Source organism: Streptococcus sp. HMSC065C01 (assembly GCF_001813525.1).
In the GTDB taxonomy this organism is placed as follows: Bacteria; Bacillota; Bacilli; order Lactobacillales; family Streptococcaceae; genus Streptococcus; species Streptococcus parasanguinis_V.
In genome coordinates, this window is record NZ_KV812857.1 from 254,281 (window position 1) to 269,266 (window position 14,986).

Annotated in this window: 10 protein-coding genes and 1 pseudogene; 1 reads left to right on the forward strand and 10 read right to left on the reverse strand. The window is 42.9% G+C overall.

What is annotated here, in order from left to right; all coding sequences use genetic code 11:
* Positions 1–728 (reverse strand): annotated as a pseudogene (locus HMPREF2918_RS06875) (hypothetical protein); the annotation flags it as partial.
* Between the two features lie 269 nt (positions 729–997).
* Here HMPREF2918_RS06875 and HMPREF2918_RS06880 point away from each other — a divergent pair.
* Entirely contained in the window at positions 998–2,515 is a 1,518-nt protein-coding gene (locus HMPREF2918_RS06880) for an ATP-binding cassette domain-containing protein (RefSeq protein WP_021153454.1), read from the forward strand.
* Between the two features lie 574 nt (positions 2,516–3,089).
* On the opposite strand, the gene HMPREF2918_RS06885 is transcribed toward HMPREF2918_RS06880, so the two are convergent.
* The 9 genes from HMPREF2918_RS06885 to HMPREF2918_RS06925 all read right to left on the reverse strand — a co-directional run bounded on the left by HMPREF2918_RS06885 (position 3,090) and on the right by HMPREF2918_RS06925 (position 14,973).
* Positions 3,090–3,674, reverse strand: coding sequence for a DUF1307 domain-containing protein (locus HMPREF2918_RS06885; protein WP_070594973.1), 585 nt, complete (start codon positions 3,672–3,674; stop codon positions 3,090–3,092).
* Between the two features lie 127 nt (positions 3,675–3,801).
* Complete coding sequence (gene galE, locus HMPREF2918_RS06890; protein WP_070594975.1) at positions 3,802–4,800, reverse strand: UDP-glucose 4-epimerase GalE; 999 nt, start codon at positions 4,798–4,800, stop codon at positions 3,802–3,804.
* Positions 4,801–4,863: 63 nt separating this feature from the next.
* Complete coding sequence (gene galT / locus HMPREF2918_RS06895) at positions 4,864–6,336, reverse strand: UDP-glucose--hexose-1-phosphate uridylyltransferase (RefSeq protein WP_070594977.1); 1,473 nt, start codon at positions 6,334–6,336, stop codon at positions 4,864–4,866.
* 12 nt (positions 6,337–6,348) lie between these two features.
* Entirely contained in the window at positions 6,349–7,527 is a 1,179-nt protein-coding gene (locus HMPREF2918_RS06900; protein WP_371106483.1) for a galactokinase, read from the reverse strand.
* 239 nt (positions 7,528–7,766) lie between these two features.
* A complete protein-coding gene (locus HMPREF2918_RS06905; RefSeq protein WP_070594978.1) occupies positions 7,767–10,178 on the reverse strand; it encodes a glycoside hydrolase family 3 N-terminal domain-containing protein in 2,412 nt (803 codons plus the stop codon).
* A gap of 125 nt (positions 10,179–10,303) precedes the next feature.
* Positions 10,304–11,746, reverse strand: a complete 1,443-nt coding sequence (gtfA, locus tag HMPREF2918_RS06910; RefSeq protein ID WP_070594979.1) for a sucrose phosphorylase — start codon at positions 11,744–11,746, stop codon at positions 10,304–10,306.
* A gap of 240 nt (positions 11,747–11,986) precedes the next feature.
* A complete protein-coding gene (locus tag HMPREF2918_RS06915) occupies positions 11,987–12,820 on the reverse strand; it encodes a carbohydrate ABC transporter permease (RefSeq protein ID WP_021153463.1) in 834 nt (277 codons plus the stop codon).
* A gap of 13 nt (positions 12,821–12,833) precedes the next feature.
* Complete coding sequence (locus HMPREF2918_RS06920) at positions 12,834–13,700, reverse strand: carbohydrate ABC transporter permease (RefSeq protein ID WP_021153464.1); 867 nt, start codon at positions 13,698–13,700, stop codon at positions 12,834–12,836.
* Between the two features lie 13 nt (positions 13,701–13,713).
* A complete protein-coding gene (locus tag HMPREF2918_RS06925; RefSeq protein ID WP_049472579.1) occupies positions 13,714–14,973 on the reverse strand; it encodes an extracellular solute-binding protein in 1,260 nt (419 codons plus the stop codon).
* Positions 14,974–14,986: the final 13 nt, after the last annotated feature.

Sequence of the window (14,986 nt, forward strand, 5' to 3'; positions counted from 1 at the left end):
AACGTTGTATAGGGTTTATTGTAGTACTGATTGTATCCTACATAAGAGGTATACAGGGTACTTGCCAGTTGGAAGCTCTCAGTAACAGTTCTCACCTTTTTGATATTTTTTGCCCGATTGATTTCTTCCTGTGTAGCAGGTTTGCCTGTAAAAGGATCAATACCTTCTTCAATTATATAATAATCATATTTAGTTTGAAAAGCAGGATCTCGCCAACTAAGCATTTTTTGACTATCTAAAAGGAAATAGCGGTCTAGTAGGTAATCATAATTAGCTCGTTCTGTTTCAGATTTAAATAGTTGTGCATATGGATTCACATGAGCCATGGAGATCAATGTTTTAAGTTCTGGGTAGGCCTCTTCTAACGCTTCTTGATCCATTGCATCGATACGTTTCTTAAATTTCGGGTCCACCTTGGCTAATTCTGAAGGTAATAATCCTAAGTGATCATCCTTTACTTCATTATACCGCTTCCATAACAATTTGAGATCGTTCATATCCCATTTGGCAAGGATCGCATCACCTTGCCCCATATTCGTATACCTTTTATAGGCTTGAATCACATCTCCATACTCTTCCTCCAGTTCAGCACGTGACATTTTTGAGAGTTTTTCTTCTAATGTTTCAACTTTCGGATTCTTCACTTTGTTCAGAATGGCTTGACGTTTTTGCCATCCTAAAGAGGTTGTTTGCTTCCACGATAGATCAGATCCACTACTTGGAGGCAAGTAGGTTCCACTCGCAGCATCTTCTGTCGCTAGCAATTCTTTTGTTTAAATTAACACGCCTACAGAATCATCCTAATATCAAATTTTTTTGAGAAATACATGGACAAACTTCTTTCAAATTAATAAACTGACTTCATCATATGCTATAATTTAGTTATATTTTACAAAAATGAAAGTTTCTAACTAATGCCCCTATTTGCTCATTAATGTAACTGGGCTGTTATGTCATTATCAGTTTTATGTTATAGCTTTATCAAGGAGTTTCGTCTATGTTTCAATACCTTAAGCCTTTGCGCTGGTATCTTTTCTTTAATTTTCTCTTTAGTGGACTGTCCAATATTTGTACGGCTCTTCTTCCATACTTTACACAAGAATTAATTCGTGGCCACTATCAAATAGCTTTGTCAGGTTATTGTATCGCAGTTATAGGTTACTTGACTTGCAACTACATCCAAATGCGACTTGACTGGAAACAGGCCATTCTCTTTTCGACAAATCTAAAGAACGATTGGTTTCAATCTCTTTTAGGACTTGCCCACCATGATTTCAAGCAGAAAACAGTCGCAGAATACATTTCTTATCAATCTAATGATCTTGATTCACTGGAAAAAGATTATCTACCTCCACTGATGAGTTTTTTTAAGCAGATTCTACGAATTTTGATTTATACCATCATTATTACCAGAACGATCAATCCTATAGTGGCACTGATCCTACTGATTTCAACAGCCATCAGTATTCAAATTCCAAAGATCGTTGGTCAATTGACTGCGAAGCGTAGACAAACCTATCTTGAAAAGCAAGGTGATTATTATCGGACCTTGGAGGATCTATTCCGAGGACATCACCTAGTTAACAAACTTACTCTACCTCATTTTATAGAGCAACAAAGAAGTTCTCTCAAAAATTTGCAGGATAAGTATCTTGGGTATGGTTTGACTAAAATTACAGGTATTCTCTTGACGGGTATTTCTTTTGAATTCATTAGCCTTATTCTCTTTTCCTATCTAGCTTACTCTCTATATCATCATCAAATTGGTATCCCTGAGGTGGTTGCAAGTTTTGGTTATATTACAGCCTTCTCAGAACCAATTCAAGAAATCCTTTACGATCTGCAAATGTTAGAGTCGGTAAAACCTGTAATTAAAAGCTTTCAAACTATCGTTAAACATCCATCTTCAATTCAGGCACCACAGCATTCTTTTGAAACGATCACATTGAAAAATCTTTCTAAACAACTTGGGGAATCAACATTGAAGATTTCTTTTGCCACCATTCACAAAGGAGATAAGATTGCCCTCATAGGAGAGAACGGATCAGGTAAGAGTAGCCTGCTCAATATTTTAAATGGTACGGATGAGGATTTCCAAGGCGAGATTTTGCTGAATGATCTTCCCCTAAATCAGCTTTGGGGAAGATTTGGCCTGATCTTGCAACAAGAGCATAGCTTCATCTCTAGTTATGAAAATAATGTTACGCTATTCAATACTTTCCCCGCAGAGTTTAAGGATGAGGAATTTGAAGCAACACCTCCTCAATCCCTGTCAGCTGGACAACAACAACGCATGTACCTCAATCGAGAAAAAAACCGCCAGAGTCCATTAGTTATTATGGATGAACCTTTTTCAGCCTTGGATGCTCATCAGTTCGAGGCAGAATTGAAAAAAGTACTAGACTTACCGTGTGCTGTCATCATTACTTTACACCGACAGAATGAAGCACTGAAGAACTTTGACCAAGTCTGGGAAATTAGATCTGGAGAACTAATCATTCAAAAAAATGAGTAGACTTGCTTTCTCACGAAGATTTGTTTTACCATGATCAATACATCATCAGGCACAGATAGATTGAGGTCATCTTAACCTCAAAAAGAGAGTGGGACAGAAATCGGTAATTCGTTAGAATTCGATTTCGTCGTCCCACCTACTCACAGTTGAGTAGGGCTGTAAAAGCTGATGAAATCAGCGTAGTAGAGCCCACTCAACCACTGCGTCTTGCTCGACAATCCAAAAATAATTGAGAGGCTAGGACTTTTGTCCCAGCCTCTTTTTTATATTTAATTGTATTTCTTCCAACCCCTTCTATTACATCTTTAATTTCAAAAGAGATGAATCGTTTGATCAGTGCATAAGTATACTGGATTGATCTTCTCAATACTTCCTACTCGTCAGTGGACTTCTTAACTGTAATCACTCAACTAAGGATTTTATTCATACAAATGCAAATCATGATTTGCACTCTCTAAAAAGATATCACTCATTTAAATACTCTTTTCCTTAAATCCTATTTTACCAAAATATGCCCATGAATTCATACCAAAACAAAAAAAAGAGCAGCAAACTGAGCTGCTCTCCATTTGGTTTATTTTTCGACCATTCCGCCTTTGATAAGACTGTCTTTCGTTACTGAATAACTGACTGTTTTGTCATCTAGGGGATTAAAGCCTGGGACGATTTCTTTTAATTTATTAAAATCGATTTTTGTGTAATCAATGGTATTGCGGATATAAAAGATTCCGTCTTTGTATTCTGATGTTAGTTCAAATCCATGGCCCATCAGATCTTTGAATTTTTCTTGGCTCTTGGCGACGGCTTCTTTCATGGTTTCAAGAGGGTTCTCACCAGGCACTTTTGAGACGTCGTAATCATCAACTTTTTCTTGTAATAACAAGGTATCTCCCTTGTAATACAAGGTTATAGTTGACTTACCTGCTTCATCACTCGTTTCGAGAACGGTTTTTTGTGCACCTGCTAGTGCATCTTCTTTTTTGCTTTCATCAGTTGATGACTCTTTTGTCTTTTCTTTAGCGGATGATTTGCTTGTTGCTTTACTTGTCGCCTTAGTGGACGATTGACTAGTAGATTTTGTAGTCTCTTTTTGTGCGCAACCAGCTAAAAGAAGACCCGCTGTCAAGAAGACGGCTAACATTTTTGTGGTTTTATTCATTTTGAATACCTCACTTTTTATGATGGTTAAGGAAATGACTGACGTCTGAAACGAGTCATTTGGCAAGATCAACTGTCGTTTTAGATGTTATTAAAAAAGTCTCAAAAATGATATTCGCAGTCCCTCCTTATCGATCATTGTAGCCATCTGGGTGGCTGGAATGCCAAGCCCAAGCTGTTTGGATAATGGTTTCGATATTGTCAAATTTTGGTTGCCAACCAAGGATGGCACGCGCCTTCTCAGAGGATGCGATCAGGGTATCAGGATCTCCTGGTCTACGATCTGCAATCTCAAGTGGGATCGGATGTCCCGTCACCTTGCGGGCTGCTTCAACGATTTGAAGATTGGAGAATCCAGTCGATGAGCCCAGATTAAAGGCGGTCGATGGATTGCCATTTCGGAGATACTCCACTGCTAAAAGATGGGCATCTGCCAAGTCAAATGGATGGACATAGTCCCGAACATTGGTGCCATCTGGTGTCTTGTAGTCATCTCCAAAAATAGAGATCTTCTCGCGTTTGCCTTGGGCTACTTGTAAGACAATCGGCAAGAGATGGGTCTCTGGTCCATGGTCTTCTCCGATGGATCCATCTGGCTTAGCACCCGCTACATTAAAGTAACGAAGGGGCACGTACTTGATGCCGTAGGCTTGATCAGCCCAGCGCATGATGGTTTCCATCATGAGCTTGCTTTCCCCGTAAGGATTAATCGGTTTTTGTGGAGTGGTTTCAAGAATCGGAATTTCTTCTGGAATGCCGTAGGTGGCAGCAGTTGAAGAAAAGACGATGTAGTGCACCCCACATTCATGCATGACTTCCAAGAGTTTGACCATGCCTGCTGTATTGTTGTCAAAATATTTCAAAGGATCTGCCATGGACTCAGCGACCAGTGAGTAGGCCGCAAAGTGGATGACCGCATCAATATCGGCATGTTCCTTAAAAACAGTGCGCATAAAGTCTTGATCCGCCAGGTCTCCTTGGTAAAAGACGGCATCTGGATGCACCGCTGCACGGTGGCCTGTGACCAGACTATCAACCACGACGACTTTTTCCTGTCCTTCATTGACCAAGCGGTCCACCATGTGGGAACCGATATAGCCAGCTCCTCCGAGTACGAGTATTGCCATTTGTTTTCCTTTCGCTTCTTGTCTTCTCTCTTATTGTACCAAATTTCTGCCACTTCTCCACACTTAAAGTGTCGCAACAAAGCGTCTAAAGGCAGCTTGTCCTTCTGCTGTTCTCTTGTAGACACCAGCATCTTCGAGCACACGCGCAAAGATCTGGCCAACTGATTCACGGACAAGGGCTTCTGCCTCTGCTTCGTCTGTGATGGCTGGGTGAGTGGCTTTCAAATCATCTGCCCAAGGCTGGTGGTAGGTCGCCACAGTATTCTCACGTCCAATCAAATAGTCTTGAACCTGCTTGAGCTCTTCCTTGAGGCGAGGTGGCAAAATGGCCAAGCCCATGACTTCGATCAGGCCGATATTTTCTTTTTTGATGTGTTGCACATCCGCATGTGGGTGATAAATGCCATCTGGATGCTCTGGTGAGGTTTGGTTGTCACGGAGCACCAAGTCCAATTCATAATGCCCATCACGAATCCGTGCAATGGGGGTAATGGTATGGTGGGGCTGACCGTCGGATGCTGCTAAGACTTGAACGGCTGGATCCGAGTAGCCTCGCCAGGCTGTGAGGATATGGTCTGCCAGGTCAATCAATTGCGCCTTGTCATCTGATTGCAGACGAAGAACTGACATGGGCCAGTTAACAATCCCTAGCGACACAGCTTCAAATCCCTCAATGGTAAAGCTTTCCTCCACAGGAGCCAGCTCCATAGGGAAGGTGTGGCGTCCGCCTTGATAATGGTCATGAGTGAGGATAGATCCCCCTACAATGGGTAGATCTGCATTGGAGCCTGCAAAATAGCCTGGAAAAGTCTCCACAATGGTCAAGAGTCGCTCAAAGGTCTTGCGGCTAATGGCCATGGGAACATGCTGGCTATCGAGGAAAATGCAGTGTTCATTGAAGTAGGCATAAGGGGAATACTGGAAACCCCAATCATGACCGTCCATGTCAAAGCGAATAATCCGATGATTGGCCCGAGCTGGATGGTCTAGGCGACCTTGATAGCCTTCATTTTCAAAACACAATTGGCAGGCTGGATAATGACTGGCTTTGGCAAGTTTAGCTGCTGCAATGTCTTTAGGATCTTTTTCAGGTTTTGACAGATTAATGGTGATTTCAAGAGAACCGTAGGGAGTTTCTGCCTCAAAGGCAATATTTTGCGCAATGGCCTCTACCTTGATGTAATCATTGCGCTTAGAGAGGGCATAGAAATCAGCAATCGCGTCTTCCTTGGACTGACGGTAGGTCTCCCAAAAGCGATGGTTGACCTGACTAGGGCTAGGGGTAATCCAATCCATCAACTCCGCACCCAAGCTGTCCTTGGCGGCCATACTGTCCTGGATCTTGCTATTCGCAACCGCAATCTCCACCAACTGATCTTTGAGTGCAATCAAGTCTTCTTTTTTGGCTGGGGCATCTAGCCCTTCTTCTCCAACGCGACTCATGACGCGATTTTTTAGATAAATCCGATCCATCTCTTCGTAGTCACTCGCCGCAATGACGGCCGTGACAAATGCATCTAATACCTGTTCTGTCATCCTATCTCCTTTTTAATCGAGTACCCGTGTTCCTGCCGCAACTTCTGCAATATAGAAGCTTGGCGCATAGCCAACGACTTCTTCATAACGGTTGCCGACAGCTTCTTTAAAGGCTTCAACCTTATCTTTGTTTACGAGGGCAATGGCGCAACCACCAAAGCCTGCTCCTGTCATACGAGCGCCCAAGACGCCTTCTTGTTCCCAGGCTGTATGCACCAAGGTATCCAATTCTAGACCTGTCACTTCGTAGTCATGCTCCAAGGATACGTGGGAAGCATTCATGAGACGGCCAAAGCCTTCCAAATCACCTGCTTCAAGGGCCTTACGAGCTTGGAGAGTTCGTTGGTTTTCAAGTACAGCATGGCGAGCTCGTTTGATGCGATTTTCATCCTTGATCAAGTAGCTGTAGGCATCAAAAGCCCAGAGATCCAGTTCCCCTAAGGTTTGGATATCCAATTTTTCTTGGAGTTCAGAGACGGCGGTTTCACATTCTGAACGACGTTCATTGTATTTTGAATCCGCTAATTCCCGGCGTTTGTTGGTATTCATGATGACTACGACATTGTCTTTGAGGTCCAGCGGTACCAGATCATACTCTAGGGTGTTGGTATCGAGATAAATAGCCCGTTGATCAGCTCCCATACCGATGGCAAATTGGTCCATGATCCCAGAGTTAACTCCGATGAAGTGATTTTCGGTTTGTTTTCCGATCTTGACCAGATCTAGACGATCTAAGTGAAGATCATATAGTTTCTCAGCGATGACGCCAATCAAGAGCTCAAGGGAAGCTGAAGAAGAAAGACCAGATCCATTTGGAATATTGCCGTAGACATAGACGTCCATTCCGCTATCAATGACATGACCAGCTTCTTGCAAGAAGTGGAGTACGCCTTTTGGATAGTTGGTCCAGTTGTGTTCTTTTTCAAAGTGGAGGTTTTCAAGCGGAACTTCAATGATCCCCTTGTCTTCAAAGTTTCCTGAGAAGAAACGCAAGACCTTGTCCTCACGCTTTCTTGCCGCTCCGTAGGTACCAAGTGTAATGGCTGCTGGGAAGACATGCCCACCATTATAGTCCGTGTGTTCACCGATCAGATTGATCCGTCCTGGTGAAAAGAAAGTGTGGTCAGCCTTTTCCCCAAAGACAGCCTGGAACTTTTCTTGTAAATCTTGAGATGTGATTGTTGTCGTCATGAGAAACTCCTTTAGTTTTGTAAACGTTTTTATACTTGTATTATATCTGATCAGAAGTAAAAGTTCAAGTGTTTTTAGTAAAATTTTATTTAATTTTTATTTTATATTTAAAAAGCCTACAATATAGGTTTTAAACCATATTTTATTTCCAACTAAATCGGTATCGTTCGAGTTAATATTAGTAAAACTTTACTAAAAAATCTCAATTGGGAAATCACCCAATTGAGATTCTTAATTCATTAGTTTTTCTTTCTTGGATAGACAAAAGATCCAAGGAAGGTTAAGAGGCTGACACCCATAAGGGAGAGGAGGTTCCCTGTTTGACCGGTTTTTGGCAATACCGATGATGCAGGACTGGCTGAAACACTTGCAGGAACCTGAGCAGTGTCATGTGATACAGAAACCGGAGTGACTTGTGGACCATCAAGAGGGCTCACCTTTTCTTGCTTGCTAACAAGAACCTGTGTTCCAGTGTGACCAACCTCTACTGGTTGTGTCTGATGGGTTGGATCTTGAACTGGTGAAGTTGGATCTTGGGTTTCTGGTGTTGGCAATGGTGCAGGTGCTGGATAGAAGAGACCATGACCAATACGGTAGGCGTACTCTGTTTCCGACATTTTTCCGTCTACAATTTTTGGAATATCAACCGGTAAGGTACCTAGATGTTCTTTGCCATTGAAGATGACTTCCACTCCTGCAGGAATATTAGGACCAAATGCATTGTCTGGTTTGAGGGATTCCGTTGGATCCATTCCCTTATTTCCATAGACTGCCAAAATGGCTTTGGCTGCTGGATAGTTGGCTACATCATAAGGTTTAGAGATAGAAAGGACAGCTGCCTTCTTATGGTTGGTATTGGCATAATTGACGATCTCTGTTGGGATCTTGGTCCGCCAGAAATCTTTATCCAGTTGCCCTTCATAACCGATCTCTGAAATGACTACGATGTGAGTCGCTTTTTCAAGATCTTCTTTTAGACTATCCAGAGTAGATTCTTTAGTGAAGTTCTTGGCCACAAAGGAGGTGTCTTTTGGAAGCACTCCGTCAGCAATTAAGCGACGCATACCCAAATCGAGTCCAGGAACTTCGTTTTCAAAAGCTCCTAAGAGTAAGACATGGTCCCCTGTTTGCACCTTAAATGGCAAGGTATTGTCTTCATTTTTTACAACCGTCACCGCTGCTGCTGCAATCTTACGTTCCAAGTCACGATTGAGGGTAGATCCAACTGCTTCTTCTGCTTTTTCAGCTGTTCGAGCACTTGGATCAAAATTCAGGACCCCACGTTTTTCTTTGAGGGTCAGGATCCGGCGAACCGACTCATTTAAGCGTTCTTCTGAGATGTCACCGGTTTGGACCGCATCTACCACTGCATTGACAATGGTATCAATCTTGGTCAAATCGGCTTTGCTGCGAAGGGTCGTTGGCATCAAGACCAGGTCAACTCCTGCTTTGATGGCCATCTTCACAGCTTCCACCTCACCGAAGTTCTTGGCGATAGCATCCATTCCCATGGCATCGGAGACAATCACACCCTTATAGCCGTATTTCTTCCGTACCAAGCCCGTTAAAATATCATCAGAGAGGGTCGCTGGAACATAGATTTTCTCACCCGTTTCTTTTGACACGACCTGATCTTTTTCAATCTGCGGGTATTGGATATGAGCCGTCATCAAGAGGTCGACCCCTTCATCCATAGCTTTTTTGAATGGAAGAAGTTCCAATTTTTCAAGCTCAGCAAGAGATTTATCCACCAATGGGAGACCCGTATGGGAATCGACCGCTGTATCTCCATGACCTGGGAAATGCTTGGCCGCTACAGCCACATTGTAGTCCTGAATGCCTTTCATCATCGGAATACCCAAGTAGGCAACCCGGTTCGGGTCAGATGAGAAGGAACGAAGCCCAATCACAGGGTTTTGAGGATTGTTATTGGTATCTAGAACCGGAGCAAAATCCACATTCAAGCCTAGTGCAGAAAGTTCACGTCCGATAATTTGACCAGCTTCTTTCGCTAGTTTGGGATCATTGGTAGCTCCGATGGCCATATTACCGGGAAGGGCTGTACCCGTACCCAAGCGGTAGACGATCCCCCCTTCTTGGTCGATGGCTAACAAGAGCGGAATTTTGCCATTGTTGGCTTTGTTTTCAATCGCTGCCTTTTGCATGTCTTGCGTCAGAGCCAAAGTCTGCTTGGTTTCTTTGACGTTTTCAGCAAAAAGAATGACGCCTCCAAAATCATATTTATCAATCGCATCTGCTACTTCAGCATTGACCTTGGTGAGATCCTGTGGCGACTCCTGATTGGCCTCCTGCCACTTACGGAAGTCCGGCATGATCATTTGGGTCACTTTTTGTTTGAGTGGCATGTTTTCAATCAGTTTTTCCACTTCAGGAGATGCCGTCTCTGTCGATGTTACCGTTGGGGAGGCAGCAGGAACAGCTGCACGGTCTGTTGTCGTCGGTGTTTCGGCCACTTCTCCCTGATTTTCTGTGGTGCTTTCTGGCGTTGGAGAAGCCACCACCTCTTCTACTGTTGCCGCCGGTTCATTGGCTTGATCCGACGCTTGAGCTGTGTCTGCTTTTGCTGTTTGAACGGATAATAGAGCAAAAGCCGTTAATAGGGCCGCAGATGGATAAATGATTTTTTTCATAAAGCGACCTCCTTTCTTTCAATAGATATTGTACCATTATTTTATAGTTTTGTAAACGGTTGCAATGTATAAAACAGAAAAAGGATAAGCATTTTTTACTTATCCTTTAGTTCGTTCATATTTTTTTAAAACACAATGTCTTGACCATTTTCTGTCACTTGGTAAGTGCCATCAGCAAGATTGATTCGGGCTACTGCTGTGGAAGTTTGGTCTTTATTTTGGCGCGTGATGACAATGGTATGATCATCTGGTGTTTCCACCTCAATGCTTCCTTCTAGGTCAAAAGCTTGCGAGTTGTTCCGGAAACTAAAGAGCTTGAGAAGGGATTGCACGACTGGTCGCTCCACTTCTTGAGCAATTTCTTCATTACTGTAGTAATGACGGTTGATATTGCGGCCTTCTTTGGTGTTTTCTAAGAGTTCCAAATCATTCTTCCCAGCTAAGAATCCAACATAATAAACTTGTGGAATACCTGGTGCAAAGGCTTGAATTAATCGGGCTAGGAAGTACTTACGATCGTCATCTCCAAGCGCTGAATAGTAGGTCGAATTGATTTGGTAGATGTCCAAATTGTTGTACTCTGCTGTGGAATATTTGCGTTTAACATTTGCCCCAACCTTATAAAGCTCATTTGAAGCATAGTCAATCTCTTCATCTGTCAAGATATCCTTGACATCGACCACCCCAATTCCATCATGGGTATCGAGCGTCGTGAACTGCTTCATGGGGCTCATCTTCAGCCACTTGGCAAGGCGCTCCACTTTTGAACTATAGAGGCTATAGAGGGTCACCATTGGAAGGGCAAAGTCATAGACATAATAGTCGTGATCGGCAATCTTAAATTGGATGGAATAGTGTTCATGAATCTCTGGCAAGAGCTCAGCACCGTAGCTGGCTGCCATATCGCGCACCTTATCCAACAAGTCCCAAATGTCTGGCTCCACGAAGAAATCATTGGTGTCCAATTTCTTGACTGCATAGGCAAAAGCATCTAAACGAATGAGGTCACAACCATTGCTCGCCAAATGTTCGATGGTCTTGCGGATAAAGTCCATGGTCACTTCCTTGGTCACGTCCAGGTCAATCTGCTCTTCCCCGAAGGTATTCCAGAGATGCTCAGTTGTCCCATCCGCAAAGGTAATTTCTTGCTTGGGAGCTCGATCTTTGCGCTTATAAATCAAGTCCACATCCGCTTGAGTTGGACGATTCTCTGGCCAGAACTTGTCCCAGTTGAGAAAGAGATCCTTGTAAGCACTTTGGTCGTGCTTCTCTTGATAATCTTTGTAGTATTTAGACTGACGGGAAATGTGATTGATCATAAAATCAAACATGAGATAGTACTTGTCCCCCAGGCGTTTGACATCTTCCCAATCTCCAAAGGCTGGATCCACTTGGTCATAATCCACAGGCGCAAAGCCACGGTCACCGGTTGATGGGAAAAATGGCAAGAGGTGAACCCCACCGACTGCATCTCCAAAATGTTTCTCCAGATTTTCATAGAGATCCTTGAGGTTATTTCCTAAGCTATCTGAGTAAGTAATTAACATGGTTTTGTTTTGAATTGGCATAATGGTTTCCTTTTCTTTTTTTGAAAGCCAAGTCTTAGGAGACCTGGCTTTCTTGAGTTTTTCTATTTTAAAATTGCTTCCTAGGATACGATTTAAATCAGCAAGCTGAATTGTCCCTTTGTATCTTAAATTGAACACGCCCTAAGCTCTGTGTGAAAAAGATGAATCTTCCAAGAAGCCAAGGCTTCTTATTCAGATTCCCTTTTTTCACTGTGAGCTTTTGACGGGCTTTGTATCTTATTATTTCACTGCGCCGTTGCTCATTCCTGCGATGATATGGCGTTGGAAGAAGAGATAGACAATGGTGATACTGATAATGCCGACCACGTAAGAGGCAAAGCTTGGTCCGTAGTCGTTGAAATATTGGCCTGCGTAGTTGTATTGGAACAAAGGCAAGGTCCACATTTTGGAATCCCGGTTCAAGACAAGGAGTGGCAACATGAAGTCATTCCAGAACCAAAGGGCATTGATGATCATGGTTGTCGCATGCATGGGTTTCATCATTGGGAAGATGATGCGGAAATAGGTTGTGAATTTATTAGCCCCATCGATCTCTGCTGCTTCATCCAGACTTTCTGGGATAGAGATTTTGATATAGCCGACATAGAGGAAGAGGGTCTGTGGAATCGCATAGGTCAAGTAGAGCAAGATCAAACCAAAGGTGTTAGCCAAACCGAGTTTACTCATCATAACCGTAATCGGAATCATGATAACTTGGAAAGGTACGAAAATCCCAAGAATCAAGAGGGTGTACATGATGGTAAAGGCTTTTCTCTTACTCATATTACGTGCGATGGAGTAGGCTGCCATGGGGATAAAGATCATTACTGCAAGTAAAGACAAGACAGTGATGACGACAGAGTTCCAATAATAGCCTCCGATCCCATCAGCCAAGAGACGGCTGAAGTTGTCCCATGTGAAGTTGGTTGGAAATCCAAAGAAATTGTCTACGATATCCTTGGTTGGTTTGAAGGAACTAAAGAGGGTGGCAAGGAGTGGCACTAAAATCAGAACCGATCCTAGAATCAATAGAATGTATTTGCCAATCAAGGCTTTTCTTTCATCTTGTTTCATCGTGCTTCTCCTCTTAAATTTCAAATTTCTTAGATACTCTCAATTGGATGATCGAAATCACTACAATCAAGAAGAACAAGATTACGGCAATGGCATTGGCATAACCGAATTGGTTATTTTTAAAGGCATAGTTATAAACCAAGAGTCCAAGTGAGGTTGTGGCATTGTTTGGACCCCCACCAGTCATGGCAAAGACTTGGTCAAAGGCGGTAAGCCCACCTTTTAGGGCTAGGATAAAGACCATAGAGACACTTGGTAGTAAGTAAGGCAATTCAACATTCCAGAAGACTTGCTTGCTCGTCGCACCATCGATTCTTGCTGCTTCTGTAATTTCAGATGGAATAGATTGTAGACCAGCTAGGAAGATAATGATGGGCATAGCTACTCCTTGCCAAAGAAGGACAAAGACAGCCGCGAAGATCGCTCCCCACTTAGTCCCTAAAAGACTGGTTTGAAGAAACTCGATATGAAGGGCATTCCCAATTGCTGGAAGACCGTAGTTGAAGACTTGTTTGAAAATCAGAGCCACTGTCAAACCAGACAAAACTGCTGGGAAGAAGAACCAAGCACGAAAGAAGGTTTGGCCTTTGATCTTAGAGTTCAAGACACGCGCAATGAAGATCCCAAGGGCAATCTCACCAACTACCATAGCAATCGTGATGATTGCAGTAAAGCCAATAGCATTCATGAATTTTGGATCCATAAAGAGGAGCTTAAAGTTGTTCAAGCCGACAAACTTGTAGTTATAGGTCAAACCTGTCCAGTTGGTAAAACTGTAAAAGGCTCCTTGGAACATTGGCACATAGAAGAAAATTGCTTGTAATAAGAGGGGAATGACCACAAAAGCCCATGCCCAATATTTTTGTAATACTTTTTTCATTGTCTCTCTACTCCTAATCCACATCCGCTTTCATCGGGTTAAAGAAGGCATTCAAATCATTGACCATTCCTTGTTTATCACCTGTCAAGACATAGTTCATCGTCAAGGTATGGAAGTCTGCTTCACTGGTCCAGTATTGTTGCAACCACACCAAGTGACGATCCGTAAAGGCATATTTGGTCATCCCAGCAAGCGGTGAATCCTCTCCTGCTTGTTTGACCCCTTCGATCGCTGTTGGAGATCCGTCCACATCATAGTACTTTTGCATGACTTCTGGACGGGTCATGTATTCCACAAAGGCATTGGCTTCTTTTGGATGTTTGGTAGTAGCAGAGATAGACCATGCTAAGTCTCCTGCACCAACGGTTAAGCTTTGTCCTTTTTCTTTTCCTGGAATCATGAAGGTTCCAATCTTAAATTTCGGTTTTTGTTCATTAATCGCTGTAATCGCCCAAGACCCATTTGGTGTCATGAGGACGTCCCCACGCGCGAAGGCTCCGATAACGTCTGTATAGCCAGCACCTTCCCAGTTCTTTTGCTTCGAACCTTTAATGCGAAGAATATCCATCACCTTGATGTCATCTTTCATAATCGGATCCGTCAATTTAATAGCATTTGGTTGAGAATAACGAAGATATTGATTGGCTTCTTTTCCTCCACCTGCTGCTGTCGCAAAGGCTAATTGATTGTAACCATTGAGTGTCCAAGCATCTGCACCTGCAATTCCAAATGGTGTTTGTCCTTTAGCAACGATGTCTTTGACTAACTGTTCAAATTCATCCCAGGTTTCAGGGACCTTCAAGCCTAGTTCTTCGAATTTATCTTTGTTGTAGTAGATTCCGTAAGCATTGGCTGTAAAGGGAACGTTGTAGACTTTTCCGTTCACGGCATATTTTTCAGCATAGCCATTTTTCACGCGTTTCATATAGTCTTTATTGGACAAATCTTCGAAGACACCTGCTTTTGCCCATTCTTGTAGTTCGATGGACTGTGGGTAAATATTAACCACATCTGGCACATCTCCTGCGAGGACACGTGTTTTCAATACTTCTCCACCGTTCGGTACATTGACAACTTTGACCTTGACCTTTGGGTTTTCCTTTTCAAAATCACGCGCGATTTCTTCCAAAGTTTTAGTCATTTCTTTTTTCTGGTTGAAATACTCGATGGTCACTGTGCCATCCGCCGATTTTCCATCGTTGGAGCAAGCACCGAGCCCAAACAAGGCTAAGCCTGTTGTCGCAAGAAGTCCGATTTTTTTATACCATTTCATTTGGCTGTCTCCT

Excerpts from the sequence above, each read along its gene's own strand:
- HMPREF2918_RS06880 (WP_021153454.1), top strand. The coding sequence starts at position 998 with ATGTTTCAATACCTTAAGCCTTTGCGCTGGTATCTTTTCTTTAATTTT.
- HMPREF2918_RS06885 (WP_070594973.1), bottom strand. The coding sequence starts at position 3,674 with ATGAATAAAACCACAAAAATGTTAGCCGTCTTCTTGACAGCGGGTCTT.
- galE (WP_070594975.1), bottom strand. The coding sequence starts at position 4,800 with ATGGCAATACTCGTACTCGGAGGAGCTGGCTATATCGGTTCCCACATG.
- galT (WP_070594977.1), bottom strand. The coding sequence starts at position 6,336 with ATGACAGAACAGGTATTAGATGCATTTGTCACGGCCGTCATTGCGGCG.
- HMPREF2918_RS06900 (WP_371106483.1), bottom strand. The coding sequence starts at position 7,527 with ATGACGACAACAATCACATCTCAAGATTTACAAGAAAAGTTCCAGGCT.
- HMPREF2918_RS06905 (WP_070594978.1), bottom strand. The coding sequence starts at position 10,178 with ATGAAAAAAATCATTTATCCATCTGCGGCCCTATTAACGGCTTTTGCT.
- gtfA (WP_070594979.1), bottom strand. The coding sequence starts at position 11,746 with ATGCCAATTCAAAACAAAACCATGTTAATTACTTACTCAGATAGCTTA.
- HMPREF2918_RS06915 (WP_021153463.1), bottom strand. The coding sequence starts at position 12,820 with ATGAAACAAGATGAAAGAAAAGCCTTGATTGGCAAATACATTCTATTG.
- HMPREF2918_RS06920 (WP_021153464.1), bottom strand. The coding sequence starts at position 13,700 with ATGAAAAAAGTATTACAAAAATATTGGGCATGGGCTTTTGTGGTCATT.
- HMPREF2918_RS06925 (WP_049472579.1), bottom strand. The coding sequence starts at position 14,973 with ATGAAATGGTATAAAAAAATCGGACTTCTTGCGACAACAGGCTTAGCC.